The 16,717-nt window shown below is 57.3% G+C and carries 14 protein-coding genes; all 14 read right to left on the bottom strand.

Annotated features, from left to right (window positions below; translation table 11 throughout):
* Positions 1-42: 42 nt before the first annotated feature.
* Positions 43-435, bottom strand: coding sequence for a flagellar protein FlhE (gene flhE / locus AC6I8E_RS10960; protein WP_033783336.1), 393 nt, complete (start codon positions 433-435; stop codon positions 43-45).
* Positions 435-2,534: a flagellar biosynthesis protein FlhA gene (gene flhA, locus AC6I8E_RS10965; RefSeq protein ID WP_013358222.1), complete on the bottom strand. Its 2,100-nt coding sequence runs from the start codon at positions 2,532-2,534 to the stop codon at positions 435-437. Before flhA ends, flhE begins: the two co-directional genes overlap by 1 nt.
* A complete protein-coding gene (flhB, locus tag AC6I8E_RS10970; RefSeq protein WP_013358223.1) occupies positions 2,527-3,678 on the bottom strand; it encodes a flagellar biosynthesis protein FlhB in 1,152 nt (383 codons plus the stop codon). The genes flhA and flhB overlap by 8 nt, the downstream gene beginning before the upstream one ends.
* 188 nt (positions 3,679-3,866) lie before the next feature.
* Positions 3,867-4,508 carry a protein phosphatase CheZ gene (gene cheZ / locus AC6I8E_RS10975; protein WP_013358224.1) on the bottom strand — a complete coding sequence of 214 codons (642 nt, stop codon included), beginning with the start codon at positions 4,506-4,508 and terminating at the stop codon, positions 3,867-3,869.
* 9 nt (positions 4,509-4,517) lie between these two features.
* Positions 4,518-4,907 (bottom strand): chemotaxis response regulator CheY, encoded by a 390-nt coding sequence (gene cheY, locus AC6I8E_RS10980; RefSeq protein ID WP_010258559.1) that lies wholly within the window; start codon positions 4,905-4,907, stop codon positions 4,518-4,520.
* Between the two features lie 39 nt (positions 4,908-4,946).
* A complete protein-coding gene (locus AC6I8E_RS10985) occupies positions 4,947-5,996 on the bottom strand; it encodes a protein-glutamate methylesterase/protein-glutamine glutaminase (RefSeq protein ID WP_013358225.1) in 1,050 nt (349 codons plus the stop codon).
* Positions 5,996-6,868, bottom strand: coding sequence for a protein-glutamate O-methyltransferase CheR (gene cheR, locus AC6I8E_RS10990; protein ID WP_013358226.1), 873 nt, complete (start codon positions 6,866-6,868; stop codon positions 5,996-5,998). The genes AC6I8E_RS10985 and cheR overlap by 1 nt, the downstream gene beginning before the upstream one ends.
* 80 nt (positions 6,869-6,948) lie before the next feature.
* On the bottom strand, positions 6,949-8,625 hold the full coding sequence (locus AC6I8E_RS10995) for a methyl-accepting chemotaxis protein (protein WP_013358227.1): 1,677 nt from the start codon (positions 8,623-8,625) through the stop codon (positions 6,949-6,951).
* A gap of 104 nt (positions 8,626-8,729) precedes the next feature.
* Positions 8,730-10,292, bottom strand: coding sequence for a methyl-accepting chemotaxis protein (locus AC6I8E_RS11000; protein WP_201251938.1), 1,563 nt, complete (start codon positions 10,290-10,292; stop codon positions 8,730-8,732).
* A 193-nt stretch (positions 10,293-10,485) separates the two neighbouring features.
* On the bottom strand, positions 10,486-12,156 hold the full coding sequence (locus AC6I8E_RS11005) for a methyl-accepting chemotaxis protein (RefSeq protein WP_013358229.1): 1,671 nt from the start codon (positions 12,154-12,156) through the stop codon (positions 10,486-10,488).
* Between the two features lie 165 nt (positions 12,157-12,321).
* Positions 12,322-12,819: a chemotaxis protein CheW gene (gene cheW, locus AC6I8E_RS11010; protein ID WP_013358230.1), complete on the bottom strand. Its 498-nt coding sequence runs from the start codon at positions 12,817-12,819 to the stop codon at positions 12,322-12,324.
* A gap of 23 nt (positions 12,820-12,842) precedes the next feature.
* Positions 12,843-14,825 (bottom strand): chemotaxis protein CheA, encoded by a 1,983-nt coding sequence (gene cheA / locus AC6I8E_RS11015; protein WP_187266220.1) that lies wholly within the window; start codon positions 14,823-14,825, stop codon positions 12,843-12,845.
* 11 nt (positions 14,826-14,836) lie between these two features.
* Positions 14,837-15,778 carry a flagellar motor protein MotB gene (gene motB, locus AC6I8E_RS11020; RefSeq protein ID WP_095707022.1) on the bottom strand — a complete coding sequence of 314 codons (942 nt, stop codon included), beginning with the start codon at positions 15,776-15,778 and terminating at the stop codon, positions 14,837-14,839.
* A complete protein-coding gene (gene motA, locus AC6I8E_RS11025) occupies positions 15,775-16,662 on the bottom strand; it encodes a flagellar motor stator protein MotA (protein ID WP_003849139.1) in 888 nt (295 codons plus the stop codon). Before motA ends, motB begins: the two co-directional genes overlap by 4 nt.
* Between the last annotated feature and the right edge of the window lie 55 nt (positions 16,663-16,717).

Genomic DNA, 16,717 nt, shown 5'->3' on the forward strand with positions numbered 1-16,717 from the left:
CACAATTCTGGCTCCCCTTCAGTCAACTCAGCAGCAAGACGCTTACTGGTAATTGACCATGACTTCGCTGCTCACCACCCGCAATCCGGGTGGCAGCGCCCCGCTGCCGGCAAAACCAAACACCATATGCAGGGTTTCGCCGGCGTTGAGATGTGCCAGCCCGCGCGTAGTGCCGCTGGCACCCTCAAGCGTGGTGCAGCGCTGCTCGCCGCACAGCCGCACTTCCAGACCCGACGGCGCAGATCTGCTCAGCTCATAACGCCAGTTAATGATGCTGACCTCCCCGCCGACATCGGCGGGTGGCGTCAGCGGCTGCGCCCGTTGCCAGCTGCCGCGATTCGCCAGGAGCGGGCCGTTGGCCGTGGCGCTCCAGGCACCACCGGCTGCCTGAGCCAGCGTCGGCAGCATGAAAAGCACCATCAGCAGCCCGCGCATTATTTGCCTCCGATGGTAGCAGTCATACGGATCTGGCGATTGTCGCTCAGCTCCAGATTCGAGAGCACCACCAGCTGAGGCAGATTGCGGCGCAGGAATCGCGCCAGCAGCGCACGCAGCGGATGATTGACCAGCAGCACCGGTGGCGCGCCCAGCATCTCCTGACGCTGCAATGCCGCCTGTGCCTGACTTAACAGCCGATCGGCCAGTCCCGGCTCCAGGCCACCGCCGCCCTGCAGTGCCTGTAACAGCAGACGCTCCAGCGTAGAATCCAGCCCGATAACCTGTACCTCATCATTGCCCGGGAACCACTGCTGCGTAATCGCGCGGCCCAGCGCCACACGCACCACGCTGGTCAGCTCCTGCGGATCGCTCTGTACCGGCGCATGTTCCGCCAGCGTTTCAATGATGGTGCGCATATCGCGAATCGAGACCCGCTCCACCAGCAGATTCTGCAGTACTTTATGCAGCGTGGTCAGTGAGATCACCCCCGGCACCAGATCTTCGGTCAGCTTCGGCATCTCCTGCGTCACGCGATCCAGCAGCTGCTGCGCTTCCTGACGGCCAAACAGTTCGCTGGCGAACTGGCCAATCAGATGGTTGAGGTGTGTTGCCACCACAGTACTGGCTTCTACCACGGTAAAGCCCTGAATCTGCGCCTGCTCTTTCAGCGCGCTGTCGATCCAGACTGCTGCCAGGCCAAAGGCCGGATCGACAGTCGCTTCACCCGGCAGACTGCCGGCAGCCGTGCCCGGGTTAATCGCCATCCAGCGGCCAGGATAGGCATCACCGCTGCCAATCTCCACCCCTTTCATCAGGATGCGATAGCGCGCAGGTGGCAACTCCATGTTGTCACGGATATGCACCACCGGCGGCAGGAAACCGACATCCTGCGCAACTTTCTTACGAATACTGCGGATACGGCCCAGCAGCTCGCCGTTTTGCTGATGATCGACCATCGGAATCAGGCGATAGCCCACTTCCATGCCCAGCGTATCTTCCAGCTGTACATCGGTCCAGGAGGCTTCGGTGGCGGCTGGCGTGTCCGCCGCCGCTTTGTTGCTGATGCTGCCAGCAACGTCCACTTTCTTCTTCGGCTGCGTTTCGCGTCCGCGCAGCCACCAGGCCAGACCCAGCAAGGCGGCGGTGAACAGCAGGAAGACGAAGTTAGGCATGCCAGGCACCAGACCCAGCAGGCCAATCACCCCGGCGCTGAGCATCAGCACGCGGGGATCCTTAAACAGCTGGGTAACCATCTGCTCGCCGACATCCTGATCGGTGGCGACGCGCGTCACGATAACACCGGCTGCAGTAGAGATAACCAGCGCCGGGATCTGGGCAACCAGACCATCACCGATGGTCAGCAGCGTATAGGTCTCTGCGGCGTGCCCGACATCCATACCGTGCTGCACCACACCCACCAGCAGGCCGCCGATGACGTTGATCACCATGATCATGATACCGGCGACGGCATCACCACGAACGAACTTACTGGCACCGTCCATCGAACCGTAGAAGTCCGCTTCCTGGGTCACTTCAGCACGGCGGCGTTTAGCTTCATCTTCACCGATCAGACCGGCGTTGAGGTCGGCATCGATCGCCATCTGCTTACCGGGCATCCCGTCCAGTACAAAGCGCGCGCCCACTTCGGCGATACGACCTGCACCCTTGGTGATAACCATGAAGTTGATGATGACCAGGATGATAAACACCACGATACCGATGGCGAAGTTACCGCCCACCAGGAAGTGACCGAAGGCTTCAACGACCTGTCCTGCCGCGGCGGCACCGGTGTGCCCATCCATCAGGATGATACGGGTTGAAGCCACGTTCAGTGCCAGACGCAGCAAAGTAGAGAACAGCAGAATGGTCGGGAACGCCGCAAACTCCAGGGTCCGCTGGGTGAACATCGACACCAGCAGGATCATGATCGACAGCGCAATGTTAAAGGTGAACAGCAGATCAAGGATGAACGGCGGTAATGGCAGAACCATCATCGACAGGATCATCAGGATCAGCACCGGACCAGCCAGCACCTGCCACTGCATATCTTTAAAGTTGCCCGGTAAACGTAGTTTTGCGGCCAGGTTATTAGCCATCGTTTTTGCTCTCTCCTGCAAAGTCCATCTCTGCCGGAACCGGCAGGTTTTTTGGTTTGGTTGGGATCAGGCCGCCTTCGCGCTTCCAGCGACGCGACTGCCAGACCCACGCCAGTACTTCGGCCACGGCAGCATAGAGCGCGCCTGGGATGTGCTGACCAATTTCGGTATGCCGGTATAGCGCACGCGCCAGCGGCGGTGCTTCCAGAACCGGGATGCGGTGTTCGGCAGCCAGTTCACGAATTCTCAGGGCGATCTCGCCCGCGCCTTTGGCCACAACCTTCGGCGCGCTCATCTTCTTCTCGTTGTACTGCAATGCCACCGAGTAGTGTGTCGGGTTGGTGACGATGACATCGGCTTTTGGCACATCGGCCATCATTCTGCGTCGCGCGGCGGCGCGCATCTGCTGCCGGATACGCCCTTTAACGTGCGGGTCACCTTCCTGCTGCTTATGCTCGTCGCGGATCTCCTGCATCGACATCTTCAGCTTTTTGAAGTGGCTGTAGAGCTGCCAGAAGACGTCATATCCCACCATCGGGATCAGCCCGAGCATCACCAGTGAACAGCAGACCGCGATCATCTCCATGCCGTGAATCAGCGCGGTGACGGGCGCCTCACTGATCAGCCGCAGCATCTCCGGCCAGTGGCTCCAGATGTACCACCAGCCCACTGCGCCCACCAGAATGGTTTTGAGGATGCCTTTAAACAGTTCGGTCCAGGCCTGCGCGGCGAACATCCGTTTGAACCCCGCCATCGGGCTCATCTTCTTCAGGTCGAACTTGATCGATTTACCGCTGAAAACAAGTCCGCCCAGCAGCATGGGTGCGGCAATCGCCACCAGCACCAGACCGCCCATCAGCGGCAGCAGCGCCATCAGTGCCTGGGTAATCAGGCTGCCGATGTGGCTGACGATAATTTTGTCATCCCTGACCATCCCGTGGTCAAAACGGAGTCCGGTGGCGACCATGGCCGCCAGCCGGTGCGCCATCATGTTGCCGCCCATCCACAGGATCATGATGCCGGCCAGCAGCATCAGCAGTGACGTCAGTTCGCGCGAACGCGGAATCTGGCCCTCTTCACGCGCTTTCTCAAGTCGGTGGGCCGTGGGCGATTCTGTTTTGTCTTCGTCGCTATCTTCAGCCACGACAAACCTCGGTTGGCAGGAATTCTGAGCATAGGATGCCAAATCTGGCTTAAGTTAAAGCGGAGATAAGATGGGGAAAACAGGCGTTCTTTCGGGGATGGGTCTGACAATGCGGAACGGGGCCACCCGAAGGTGACCCTGTTTTATGACGCCGGGAGTCGTTTTGTCCGCCCGCAGGCGGACGAAGCTTAGAACCCTAAGCTGTCCAGCAGGTCATCAACCTGATCCTGGTTCGCCACCACGCCCGGTGCATCGGCGTGGATCTGCGGTCCATTCAGCAGGCTGGTGCCTTCCTGACGCTTCTCAGCGCTGACTTCTGGCATGTTCTCCAGCAGCACCATTAACAGCTGGCGCTCAATTTCCTGGATCACATCCATCATGCGCTTGATCACCTGACCGGTCAGGTCCTGGAAATCCTGCGCCATCATGATTTCAAGCAGCTGCTTGTTGGTAAAGGCGGTGTGCTCAGGCACGGCGGTGAGGAATTCGCGCGTATCCGTCACCAACTCCCGCGCATCACCCAGTTCAATCGGGTTCTCAAACCACGCATCCCAACGCCCTTTCAGCTGGGTTGCCCCGGCTTCCATCTTATCCTGATGGGGTTGTGCTGCTTCAACACAGTTCAGCGCACGGTCGGCGGCCTGCGCCGTCATCTGCACCACATAATCAAGACGATCGCGGGCATCAGGAATGGCTTCAGCTGCATCGGCAATGGCTTTATCCAGCCCCAGCTCGCGCAGACTGTCGCGCAGCATGCGCGTCAGTGAGCCAATACGTGAAATGATGTCGTGTGCCGCGGCATCCTCAGTTGGTTTCGGAAAGTCGCTCATCACATCCCCTTACATGCCCAGTTTTTCGAAAATTTTACCCAGCTTCTCTTCCAGGGTTGCCGCAGTGAATGGCTTCACGACATATCCGCTGGCTCCCGCCTGGGCGGCGGCGATAATGTTCTCTTTCTTGGCTTCCGCGGTCACCATCAGCACCGGCAGCGAACTCATCGCCGCGTCGGCACGAATAGTCTGCAGCAGCTGCAGGCCATCCATGTTTGGCATGTTCCAGTCGGAAATCACAAAGTCGAAGCCACCCGCTTTCAGTTTGCCGAGGGCATCCACACCATCTTCCGCTTCTTCTACGTTATTGAAGCCCAGCTCTTTCAGCAGGTTACGCACAATACGACGCATCGTATTGAAGTCGTCTACTACCAAAAAGCGCATGTTTTTATCAGCCATATCTACTCCTGAGTTGTCTCGCCCGGCGGGACGGGCCTGTTAAATACGCAATGCCTGTCCGGCGCTAATTTTCGCCAGCATATGCTGGCTGATGTTGCTTAAATCCACGACTTCGCTCACGCCGCCTGTGGCAATAGCCTCACGCGGCATGCCAAATACCACACAGCTGGCTTCGTTCTGGGCGATAGTCCAGGCACCTGCCCGATGCATTTCCAGCATCCCAGCGGCACCGTCGTTGCCCATGCCTGTGAGGATGACCCCCACCGCATTTCGTCCGGCGTTAATCGCCACCGATTTAAACAGCACATCCACAGAGGGTTTGTGCCGGTTAACCGGGGGTCCTTCATTCAGTTTCACCACATAGTTGGCACCGCTTCGGGCCAGCTCCATGTGCATTGCGCCTGGCGCGATATAGGCGTGCCCTGGCAGAATACGCTCACCGTCTTCGGCCTCTTTCACCGTGATCTGACACAGCTTGTTCAGACGCTCGGCAAAAGAGCGGGTAAAGCCTGGCGGCATATGCTGGGTAATCAGCAACGCCGGGCTGGTCGCCGGTAAAGGCTGCAGCACGTGGCGAATCGCCTCGGTGCCGCCGGTAGAGGAGCCAATCGCAATCAGCTTCTCACTACTCAGCAGTGGCCCCGCTTTTAGCGTCGCCGGCACCGGCATCGCAGCACGGTTGTGCAGTCGGGCCCGGGCCGCCGCGCGGATTTTGTCGCCAATCATCTGGCTGTAGGCCAGCATACCTTCGCGGATGCCGAGCTGGGGTTTGGTGACGAAATCCACCGCCCCCAGTTCCAGCGCCCGCAGGGTGATTTCGGAGCCTTTCCCGGTCAGTGATGAAACCATCACCACAGGCATTGGCCGTAACCGCATCAGTTTTTCCAGGAAATCGAGGCCATCCATGCGCGGCATTTCCACATCCAGCGTCAGCACCTGCGGATTGAACTGCTTGATCAAATCGCGGGCGACCAGCGGATCGGGCGCCGTAGCGACCATCTCCATATCCGGATGGCTGTTGATGATCTCGGTCATCAACTGCCGCATCAGCGCAGAGTCATCTACGCACATCACGGTGATTTTGCTCATCATCTTTCCTTCGTCAGTCCATAGACGGTTTGTCCGCGCAGCCAGAACTCTTTACTGATCTGACTGAAGTTTTCTGAGTGTCCGGCGAACAGGATGCCGCCCGGCTTCAGCAGCGGGACAAACCGACGCAGAATCTTCTCCTGCGTCTCTTTATCGAAATAGATCATCACATTGCGACAGAAAATAGCGTCGAACTGACCCGGCAGCGCCCAGTCGTTGGCCAGCAGGTTAAGCTGTGCATAGGTGACGAGGTTGGTCAGCTCGGGACGCGCCCGCACCATTCCGGCGTGCGGACCGGTGCCGCGCAGGAAGAAACGCTGCATTTGCGCCGGTGACAGCGTGCGCAGCTCCTCCTGGCGATAAACACCTGATACCGCTTTTTCCAGCACCTGCGTGTCGATATCGCTGGCATGGACCTGGAATTTACCTGGCCCGGTACCCAGCGTTTCGGCCAGCGTCATGGCGATGGAATAAGGCTCCTCACCGGTTGACGCCGCGGTACTCCAGACGCTGAAGTTGCCCTGGCGCTTACGTGCATGCTCCGCCAGAATCGGGAAGTGATGCGCTTCGCGGAAGAACGCGGTCAGGTTGGTGGTCAGGGCGTTGATAAACGCCTGCCACTCGGCACTGTTCGGATCGGACTCCAGCAGCGCCAGGTAACGACCGAAATCATCGATATTCAGCGTGCGCAGGCGACGAACCAGACGGTTATAAACCATCTCACGCTTGTGATCGGCCAGTACGATACCGGCACGCTGATAGATCAGCTGGCTGATACGGCGAAAATGCGTATCGGAGAGCGGTAAACGCTGCACCATCTGCGACAGCAGCGTTGTCGTCTCATTTTGATCTAAAATCGTCGATTTTTTCATCTCTGCACCTGGCCCGAACTGAATACATTAACTGTCTGCTGCGATGCCCGGCGGCTCAATGGCGGCCGGGCCACGGGCGATTAAAAGGTTTCCCAGTTGTCGTCGCTGCGTACCGCAGACGAACGACCAACGGCTAACGGTGCATCTGACTGGAGCGTTTTTGTCGCCGTTGTCTTGTTAACGGCCTGCGCGACAAATTCTTTACCAATATTGAACACTGATACCGCTTGTTTTAAGTGACTTGCCTGATCTTCGAGCGCTGCAGCCGCTGCCGCTGACTCTTCAACCAGTGAGGCGTTCTGCTGCGTGACGCGATCCATCTCGGTGACCGCAAGGCCCACCTGGTCAATGCCACGGCTCTGTTCGTCTGACGCAGAGGCGATCTCGCCCATGATGTCGGTGACGCGTGTGACGGCGCTGACGATGTTGCTCATGGTGTCACCGGCGCTCTCTACCAGCACCGAGCCGGTATTAACGCGGCTTACGGAATCCTCAATAAGACCCTTGATCTCTTTGGCGGCCTGGGCGCTGCGCTGCGCAAGGCTGCGTACTTCACCCGCCACGACGGCAAAGCCGCGCCCCTGCTCACCGGCGCGAGCGGCTTCAACCGCCGCGTTCAGTGCCAGGATGTTGGTCTGGAAGGCAATGCCGTCAATCACGCTGGTAATATCGGCAATCTTCTTGGAGCTGCCCGCAATCTCTTTCATGGTGGTGACCACGCCATCCACCACTTTGCCGCCCTGCTGCGCGGTTTCCGAGGCGGTCAGCGCCAGCTTCGACGCCTGACGGGCATTTTCGGCATTCTGCTTCACGGTCGCGGTGAGCTGCTCCATGCTGGCAGCGGTCTGCTCCAGCGAGGCGGCCTGCTGTTCGGTACGCGAGGAGAGATCGTTGTTACCGATGGAGATTTCGCTGGCACCGGTATAGATGGCATCTGAGCCGTCACGCACGGTGCGGACAGTGCGTGCCAGCTCCTGCTGCATATGCTGCAGTGACGTCAGTAACTCACCAATTTCGTTGCGCACGGTAATTTCAACCGGCTGGGTCAGATCGCCACGCGCGATGTGCTGGATATGCTCAATGCTCTGACGCAGAGGACGGATCAGCACTGAACGCATCACGTTCCACACCAGGATAATCATCAGCAACGTCACGGCCAGCGTGGCGATGACGATAGTGATGGAGCGGCTATAAGCCTGCTGGTTAGCTTCCACGCCCTGCTGTGACAGGGCTTTGTTGTTCTCCAGCCAGGCGCTGTAATCTTTCTGAAACTTGTCCTGGAAACTCTGCGTTGGCTGATCCACAAACCCTTTGAAGTTGCCGGTAGTGAAGAACACCATCAGCTCTGCCAGCGCATCGTGATAGGCCTTATAGTTCGCCTGCAATGCCACGACGTTTTCAGCCGTTTTACCCTGTTCTGACAGGTTATCGTTGAAAATCTGATAGTTGATTTCAGCCTGTTTCAGCTCCTCGCCCGCCAGTGCAACCAGCTCTTTTACGCTGGCGCCCGATCCCGACATCTGCGCATCCTGCAGAAAACGGATACCGGCGCGGTTAAGGGTGTTACGCGCCTGAACCAGCGAAACCCATGAGGTGCCCATCGCCTGTTGCAACGTATTCAGACGCTGGTTGTAGGCAAAATTCTCTTTATCTGAACTGACAGTTTTGAAAAACATTCCGCCGGAAAACAGCTGCAGCAGCGCAAACAGCGCCAGCACACACAGCAGGCCGGAAACAACGCGTACTCGACTAAACATAAACACCTCATTGGTTGGCGATTCGTGTTTATTTATCGGCGGCGTCGGGGGGAACTTTATGCGTGGCAACGGCTTTAAACCGCCGCCACGCTGAAAGGCAGAAATCAGGCGCGGGAAATTTTGAAAACCGAAACGGCCTGAGTGAGGACGCTGGCCTGCTGCTCCAGTGCGGCAGCGGCAGCGGCAGACTCCTCCACCAGCGAGGCGTTCTGCTGGGTCACGCGATCCATTTCGGTGACGGCCAGACCGACCTGCTCAATACCGCGGCTCTGCTCGTCTGATGCAGAGGCGATCTCGCCCATGATGTCGGTCACGCGGGTCACGGCACCCACAATCTCATTCATGGTGCTGCCGGCGCTTTCAACCTGCAGTGAACCGCTGTTGACGCGCGACACCGAGTCCTCAATCAGGCCTTTGATCTCTTTGGCGGCCTGAGCACTGCGCTGTGCCAGGCTGCGCACTTCACCGGCCACTACCGCAAAACCGCGACCCTGTTCACCGGCACGCGCCGCTTCAACCGCGGCATTCAGCGCCAGGATGTTGGTCTGGAAGGCGATACCGTCGATCACGCTGATGATGTCTGCAATCTTCTTCGAGCTGCCCGCAATCTCTTTCATGGTCGTCACCACGCCATTCACCACTTTGCCGCCCTGCTGCGCGGTTTCAGAGGCGGTCAGCGCCAGCTGCGAGGCCTGACGGGCGTTGTCAGCATTCTGTTTCACCGTGGCGGTGAGCTGTTCCATGCTGGCCGCAGTCTGCTCCAGCGAGGCGGCCTGCTCTTCGGTGCGGGCTGACAGGTCGTTATTACCGGCGGCAATTTCGCTGGCACCAGTGAAGATGGCGTCAGAGCCGTCACGCACATTACCGACCGTCATCACCAGCGATTGCTGCATCTCCTGGATGCCGGCTGCCAGCTGGCTCATCTCATTACGGCCCTCAACCATAATCGGCTGGGTCAAATCGCCGGAGGCGATAGCGCGAATCTGCGCCAGCAGCTGTTGCAGCGGCTGAATCAGAACCTGACGCAGGCCAAACCAGCAGGCCAGGATCACCACGATTACCGCGACGCCAATGGTGCCCAGCAGCCACATCATCTGAGTAAAGGCTTTATGGTTCTGTGCCATGCCCTGATCGGAAAGCTCGGTCTGACGTGCACGCCACTCACCGTAGCTGCCCTGCATCGCGACCTGTTTCTGTTCAATATTCTGTTTAAACATCCCTTCCAGATCGCGGGCCTGCAGGCTGGTGACCATGCCTTTCAGCCCTTTTTCATATTGCGCGTAATCCGCTTCGAGTTTGTCACGCAGCGCCACTTCAAGCCCCGGCGTGGCGGGCAGATCGTAATAGATTTTAAAGTGACGGTCGGCCTCCACCAGCTGGGCGTTGGCTTTGTTCATCAGATCGTCGAGCTGACCGCCATTCATCTGCGATGCCATGCTGGTCTGTAAGCGCAGCATGGCGCGGTTCAGCGTGGTACGGCTGTTGTTCAGGGCGATATAGGCATCTGTCATCGACGTGACGTTGCGATTAGAAATCTGCGACAGCGCAAACGCCTCTTTATCATTATTCAGCGCCGACCAGAAAAGGCTGCCAGAAATCAGCTGAAGCGCGCCAAAGATAACCAGTACGGCGATTAAACTGGTGACCACTTTTATTTTTTTTAACATCTCGTTCCCCTGCAGGTTGATTAAGGTGCAGCGGCTATATCGGCGGGTTCTGGCGATTAATTAATGCTTTTCGGCGCTTTCAGGCGATAGCGGGCTTTTGTAATTATTTTTATCAAAAGAGAGTGCGGGGTCTGACGCCAGGAGGCGGGATAGTGGAAGGGGCTGCGCATCCCGCAGGATGCGCAGCGTCAGATCAGAAGGTTTCCCAGTTTGTATCATTCACCGGGGCAGTCAGGGCTTTGCGCGGTGCCAGCGCCTTTGTTACGGTAGAAGCAATCGGCAGATGCTTTGTCAGCGTCGGCCTGGCTTCACGTTTGATTTTAAAGACCGAAACTGACTGGCTTAACCGGCTGGCCTGATCTTCCAGCGAGGCGGCTGCTGCCGCGGACTCTTCCACCAGCGAGGCGTTCTGCTGGGTGACGCGATCCATCTCGGTGACGGCCTGCCCGACCTGGTCGATACCGCGACTCTGCTCGTCCGATGCGGAGGCGATTTCGCCCATGATGTCGGTGACGCGCGTGACCGCACTGACGATATCGCTCATGGTTTCCCCGGCGGTGCCGACCAGCTGCGAACCCACGCTGACGCGGTTGACTGAATCATCAATCAGCCCTTTGATCTCTTTGGCGGCCTGGGCGCTGCGCTGCGCCAGACTACGTACTTCGCCCGCGACCACGGCAAAACCGCGACCCTGTTCACCGGCACGCGCCGCTTCAACGGCGGCGTTAAGCGCCAGAATATTGGTCTGGAACGCGATGCCATCAATCACGCTGGTGATATCGGCAATCTTCTTCGAACTGCCGGCGATTTCGCTCATGGTTTTCACCACGCCAGCTACGACGCTGCCGCCTTTTTCTGCGGTTTCAGACGCGCTGAGTGCCAGCTGTGACGCCTGGCGGGCGTTCTCGGCGTTCTGTTTCACGGTGGCGGTGAGCTGCTCCATACTGGCCGCCGTCTGCTCCAGTGACGCCGCCTGCTGCTCTGTACGGGCGGACAGGTCATTGTTTCCCGCAGAGATTTCACTGGCACCGGTGAAGATCGCATCCGATCCTTCACGGACATTGGTCACGGTGCGGACCAGCGACTGCTGCATTTCGTGCAGGCTGGCGGCGAGCTGCGTCATCTCGTTACGCCCTTCCACCGCGATCGGCTGGGTTAAATCACCCTGGGCGATATGCTGAATGTGATTAATGCTACCATTCAGCGGCGTTATCACGATTTTGCGCAGGCCAAACCAGCAAAGCACAATCACCGCGACCACGGCAGCCATGATGGCAGAAAGGATCCACATCATTCGGGTATAGGCACTACTGTTCTCAGCCACGCCCAGTGTGGTCAGGCGACTCTGATCGGCGCGCCATTCGCGGTAAAGCGTCAGAAACGCACTCTGGCTCGGTGCAACGGGAGCTTTGGCGGCGGCAATCGGATCATTAGCTTCCAGGGCGGTCTGCAACTGATTAAGGGCCCCGTCATAGGCGCTGAAGCGCTGATCAAGCTGATCGTTCAGCGTCGCGTCCTGACCCGGTGTGTCAGGGATCGCCTTGAATTCTTTATAATAACCATCTGCTGCCTGCTGAAATCCTTTGCTCTCTCCGAACAGACCGGCGATATCGGCCGTTTTACCCTCCAGTTTACTGGTGGCGATACGTAGCTGAATGCGGGTCAGCAGCACACGGCTCTGGTTGAGACTCATATAGGCGTCATTAAGCGCCTGTGTGTTTTGCATCGCCAGCTGCGACACGGCGAAGCTCTGCTTGTCGTGGCTTAATGCGGAGTAGAAAACTGAACCGGAGAAGGCCTGTAACAGCCCGAACACCAGCAACACCAGTAACAGGCTGGTGACCACACGGATTTTCGTTAACATGAGTAACCCTGAACAATGTAGGTGATTTAAAAGTGACAGTGAGATTATCGGCAGGTGACAGCGGGAAATTAGGGGAAGCAGCGATTTTAAATATATGAATCAGAAGGAAATTATTACATGATGTAACAATCACGGGCCAGCCAGAGCCAGCCCGTGAAGAGGCTATTACGCGGTACGCAGGTTATCCACCAGCGCCATCTCGTCGCTGCTCAGCAGCTTCTCAATGTCGACCAGAATCAGCATGCGATCGCCCAGCGCACCCAGACCGGTCAGGTACTCGGTAGACATGGTTACCGCGAACTCCGGTGAAGGACGGATCTGATCCTGGGTCAGTGACAGCACGTCAGAAACGCCATCGACCACGATACCGACCACGCGATTTTCCAGATTCAGTACGATGACCACGGTGTTGTCATTATACTCAACGTCAGGCTGCGCAAACTTAACGCGCAGATCGATAATCGGCACGATTACGCCGCGCAGGTTAGTGACGCCGCGGATGAATTCAGGGGTATTCGCAATACGCGTTACCTGATCGTAACCGCGAATTTCCTGAACTTTGAGGATATCGATGCCGTACTCTTCGTCGCCCAGCGTGAAGACCAGAAACTCCTGACCCACAGTTTCGCCAGCGATTTTTGTCACGGTTGCCATTCCATTCATGTTATTTACCCTTTCGTTATCTGTCAGGCGGCAGCGCCGGCCACACGTTTTTCACGGTTAAGTGACTGCAGTGCTGATACATCAACAATCAGCGCTACGCTACCATCGCCAAGAATGGTCGCGGCAGAGATGCCCGGCACTTTGCGATAGTTACTTTCCAGGTTCTTCACCACCACCTGATGCTGACCAATCAGCTGATCAACCAGCAGCGCGTAACGTTTGCCCGCGCTCTGCAGGATCACTACGATGCCCTGCGTGGCCTCGGTTTTGGCACCCTGCACATCAAAGACGTTCCACAACTCGACCAGTGGCAGATATTCACCACGCACTTCCAGCACGCACTCGCCACCCGCCAGCGGTTTCAGCTCTTCGGCACGCGGTTGCAGTGATTCCATTACCGCATTCAGCGGCAGAATAAAGACTTCATCAGCCACGCGAACGGACATGCCATCAAGAATGGCCAGCGTCAGCGGCAGCAGGATACGGATGGTGGTGCCTTTGCCCTGCTTCGAGGCGATTTCAACGTGACCGCCCATCTCCTGAATATTTCGTTTCACCACGTCCATTCCGACGCCGCGTCCTGAAACATCCGTCACCTGCTCCGCGGTAGAGAAGCCCGGTGCGAAGATCAGCATGCCGACCTCTTCATCGCTCATGTTCTCGTGAACCGGCAGACCCGATGACAGGGCTTTAGCCAGAATACGTTCACGGTTCAGACCAGCACCATCATCTGACACTTCGATACAGATGTTGCCGCCCTGGTGTTCCGCAGAAAGCGTCAGGTTACCGGTTGCCACTTTACCGGCCACCAGACGTTTCTCTGGCGTTTCGATACCGTGGTCAAGACTGTTACGCACCAGGTGCGTTAACGGGTCGATAATGCGTTCGATCAGGCTCTTATCGAGTTCGGTTGAGCTGCCCAGCAGGGTCAGTTCGACCTCTTTGCCGAGTTTGCTTGCCAGGTCACGCACCAGACGCGGGAAGCGGCTGAAGACATATTCCATTGGCATCATACGAATCGACATCACCGATTCCTGCAGGTCGCGGGCGTTACGCTCCAGCTGGCCCATGCTGTTCAGCAGGTCGCCGTGCGCCACCGGGTCGAGTTCACCGGAACGCTGGGCGAGCATCGACTGGGTAATCACCAGTTCACCGACCAGGTTGATCAGCTGATCGACCTTCTCGACCGCAACACGGATGCTGGTCGATTCGCTCGACTTGGCCGGTGCCGCGACGCGCTTACTTTCACGTTTCACCGCTGCCACGGGCAGTTCGGTTACGCTGGCGGTGTGAACCTCTTCCGCCACTGGTGCGGCTGCAACAGCAGCAGCGACCGGCGCGGCAACGGCTTCGTCAGCGGCCGGGAAGCGGATCTGAGCTTCGTCGATCACGAAGCAGAGCACCGCCACGATGTCATCTTTACCGACGCCATCAATGCAGACGTCCAGCGTGGTGCTGCCCTTCTGCACATTAGTCAGGGTGCCGAGATTGCTCATCTCTTCCAGCATCAGGTCGACTTCTTTCTCTTTGAGGTCGATCAGCTGTACACGCAGACCGCTGGTGCTGGCCGGTTCCGCGCTGGCAGTGGTTACCGTAGCCGGAACATCAACCGGCAGACCTTTGGCCTCGAGCGCCAGCTGGCGCAGCGCTTCACAGATATATTTGAAGCTCTCCGCGTTAGGCTCCTGCGCGGTTTTATAAGCATCGAGCTGTTCCTGCATAATATCTTTGGTTTCCAAAAACAGGTTGATGATGTCGGTGCTGAGCTGCATCTCGCCGCGACGAGCACCATCCAGAATGTTTTCCAGGATATGAGTCGTTTCCTGTAATACCGTAAAACCAAAGGTTCCGGCCCCACCCTTAATGGAGTGAGCGGCACGGAAGATGGCGTTAAGCTGTTCCGAATCTGGCTCCTGCGGGTCAAGGCCCAACAGGTGTTGTTCCATATCCGCTAACAGCTCATCGGCTTCATCAAAAAACGTCTGGTAAAAATCGCTGATGTCCATACTCACGGGAATCACCTCGGCTGTGAGGGGGCTGCTGTATTCACCGCGCTGCCTGGTGTTGCAGGTGCGGTAATCTGTTCAATGGCCGCCGGATCGCTGATCTGGACGGCATCACTTTCTGCGTTCTCTTTTTCTATTGCTGCTTCGGTGTCATGGTTCAACACCAGCAGGCTGATGCGGCGGTTAACTGCGTCGTTACCGCCACGATTTTTCAGGCGCATAGTGTCGGCCATACCTAACACCCGTAAAACTTTGCCGCTATCCAGGCCGCCCATCACCAGTTCCCGGCGTGAAGCGTTAGCGCGGTCGGTAGAGAGTTCCCAGTTGCTGTATCCCTTGTCACCGCCGGCATACTGAAAATCATCGGTATGTCCGGCCAGGCTGATGCGGTTCGGAATGTCGTTAAGGATCGGCGCAATGGCACGCAGAATATCGCGCATATACGGCTCCACCTCGGCCCGACCGGTCTTAAACATCGGGCGATTCTGGCTGTCGATGATCTGAATACGCAGCCCCTCTTCCACCATGTTGATGATCAGATGCGGCCGCAGCGCTTTCAGACGCGGATCCGCTTCAATCATCTGGTCGAGCTTTTCACGCAGCCGGTTAAGGCGAATCTCATCCAGCTTGCGTTTCTGGGCGTCCATATCGACGACTTTTTTCACTTCGCCAATCTTTTTGGTCGGATCGTCGCCGCCACCTGGGATCGGGCTGTCACTGTCACTGCTGCGTGCGCCGCCGGTAATTGCAACTTTCAGCGGCGTTTTGAAGTAGTCTGCAATCTGCACCAGCTCCTGCGGGTTGGCGATCGACAGCAGCCACATCACCATAAAAAAGGCCATCATCGCCGTCATAAAGTCGGCGTAGGCAATCTTCCACGATCCGTGGCTGCCTTCATGGCCTTTATGTTTGCGCTTTTTGATCAGCACAATGGGGCGATTGCCGTGTTTCATGAAGCCTCGTCAGAAGTCTGTTTAGCCGGGTTCTTGGCGTTACGCACATGCTCTTCCAGTTCGCTGAACGACGGACGCTCGGCGGAATAGAGCGTCTTACGACCAAACTCCACCGCAATCTGCGGCGCGTAACCATTGAGGCTCGAGAGCAATGTCACTTTAATGCACTGCATCATCTTGGTGGTTTCCGCACATTTCTGACGCAGTACTGACGACAGCGGAGAGACAAACCCGTACGCCAGCAGAATGCCCAGGAAAGTTCCCACCATCGCATGCGCGACCAGCGCACCCAGTTCAGCGGCCGGACGATCGGCCGAAGCCAGCGCATGGACGACGCCCATTACCGCGGCCACGATACCAAATGCCGGAAGACCATCACCCACCGCAGCAATACTTTGCGCTGGTACGTCACACTCGTGTTCGTAGGTCTCAATCTCTTCATCCATCAACGCTTCGATTTCAAAGGCGTTCATGTTGCCGCTGACCATCAGACGCAAATAATCAGTAATAAAATCTACTAACTGTTTATCGGCAAGGATGCGGGGATAATTAGCAAAAATTTCACTCTGGCTGGGATCTTCAATATCGCGTTCCAGCGATAACATCCCCTGCTGACGCGACTTCGCCATCAGGCGATAAAGCAGCGCCATCAAATCCATGTAAACCGCTTTGTTGTATTTGGAGCCCCGAAATAACTTAGGCAGCGCTTTCAGCGTTTTTTTAATCGACTTGCCATTGTTACCGACTAAAAAAGCACCGGCACCGGCACCGCCGATCATTAATAATTCGGCTGGCTGATAAAGTGCGCCCAGATGGCCACCTACCAGCGCATATCCGCCCAACACGGAGCCTAAAACAATCAGGTAACCTATAATTATCAGCACAAAAAAATCCTTACGTCCGTAACGTGTTGGTGGAAGTTAAGCCAGAGAGCCGCAG

This window comes from Pantoea sp. X-Soil-YNGN-785, assembly GCF_059730585.1.

What these genes read in the sequence shown, in the direction of transcription:
- flhE (WP_033783336.1), bottom strand. Translation starts at nt 435, where the DNA reads ATGCGCGGGCTGCTGATGGTGCTTTTCATGCTGCCGACGCTGGCTCAG.
- flhA (WP_013358222.1), bottom strand. Translation starts at nt 2,534, where the DNA reads ATGGCTAATAACCTGGCCGCAAAACTACGTTTACCGGGCAACTTTAAA.
- cheZ (WP_013358224.1), bottom strand. Translation starts at nt 4,508, where the DNA reads ATGAGCGACTTTCCGAAACCAACTGAGGATGCCGCGGCACACGACATC.
- cheY (WP_010258559.1), bottom strand. Translation starts at nt 4,907, where the DNA reads ATGGCTGATAAAAACATGCGCTTTTTGGTAGTAGACGACTTCAATACG.
- AC6I8E_RS10985 (WP_013358225.1), bottom strand. Translation starts at nt 5,996, where the DNA reads ATGAGCAAAATCACCGTGATGTGCGTAGATGACTCTGCGCTGATGCGG.
- cheR (WP_013358226.1), bottom strand. Translation starts at nt 6,868, where the DNA reads ATGAAAAAATCGACGATTTTAGATCAAAATGAGACGACAACGCTGCTG.
- AC6I8E_RS10995 (WP_013358227.1), bottom strand. Translation starts at nt 8,625, where the DNA reads ATGTTTAGTCGAGTACGCGTTGTTTCCGGCCTGCTGTGTGTGCTGGCG.
- AC6I8E_RS11000 (WP_201251938.1), bottom strand. Translation starts at nt 10,292, where the DNA reads ATGTTAAAAAAAATAAAAGTGGTCACCAGTTTAATCGCCGTACTGGTT.
- AC6I8E_RS11005 (WP_013358229.1), bottom strand. Translation starts at nt 12,156, where the DNA reads ATGTTAACGAAAATCCGTGTGGTCACCAGCCTGTTACTGGTGTTGCTG.
- cheW (WP_013358230.1), bottom strand. Translation starts at nt 12,819, where the DNA reads ATGAATGGAATGGCAACCGTGACAAAAATCGCTGGCGAAACTGTGGGT.
- cheA (WP_187266220.1), bottom strand. Translation starts at nt 14,825, where the DNA reads ATGGACATCAGCGATTTTTACCAGACGTTTTTTGATGAAGCCGATGAG.
- motB (WP_095707022.1), bottom strand. Translation starts at nt 15,778, where the DNA reads ATGAAACACGGCAATCGCCCCATTGTGCTGATCAAAAAGCGCAAACAT.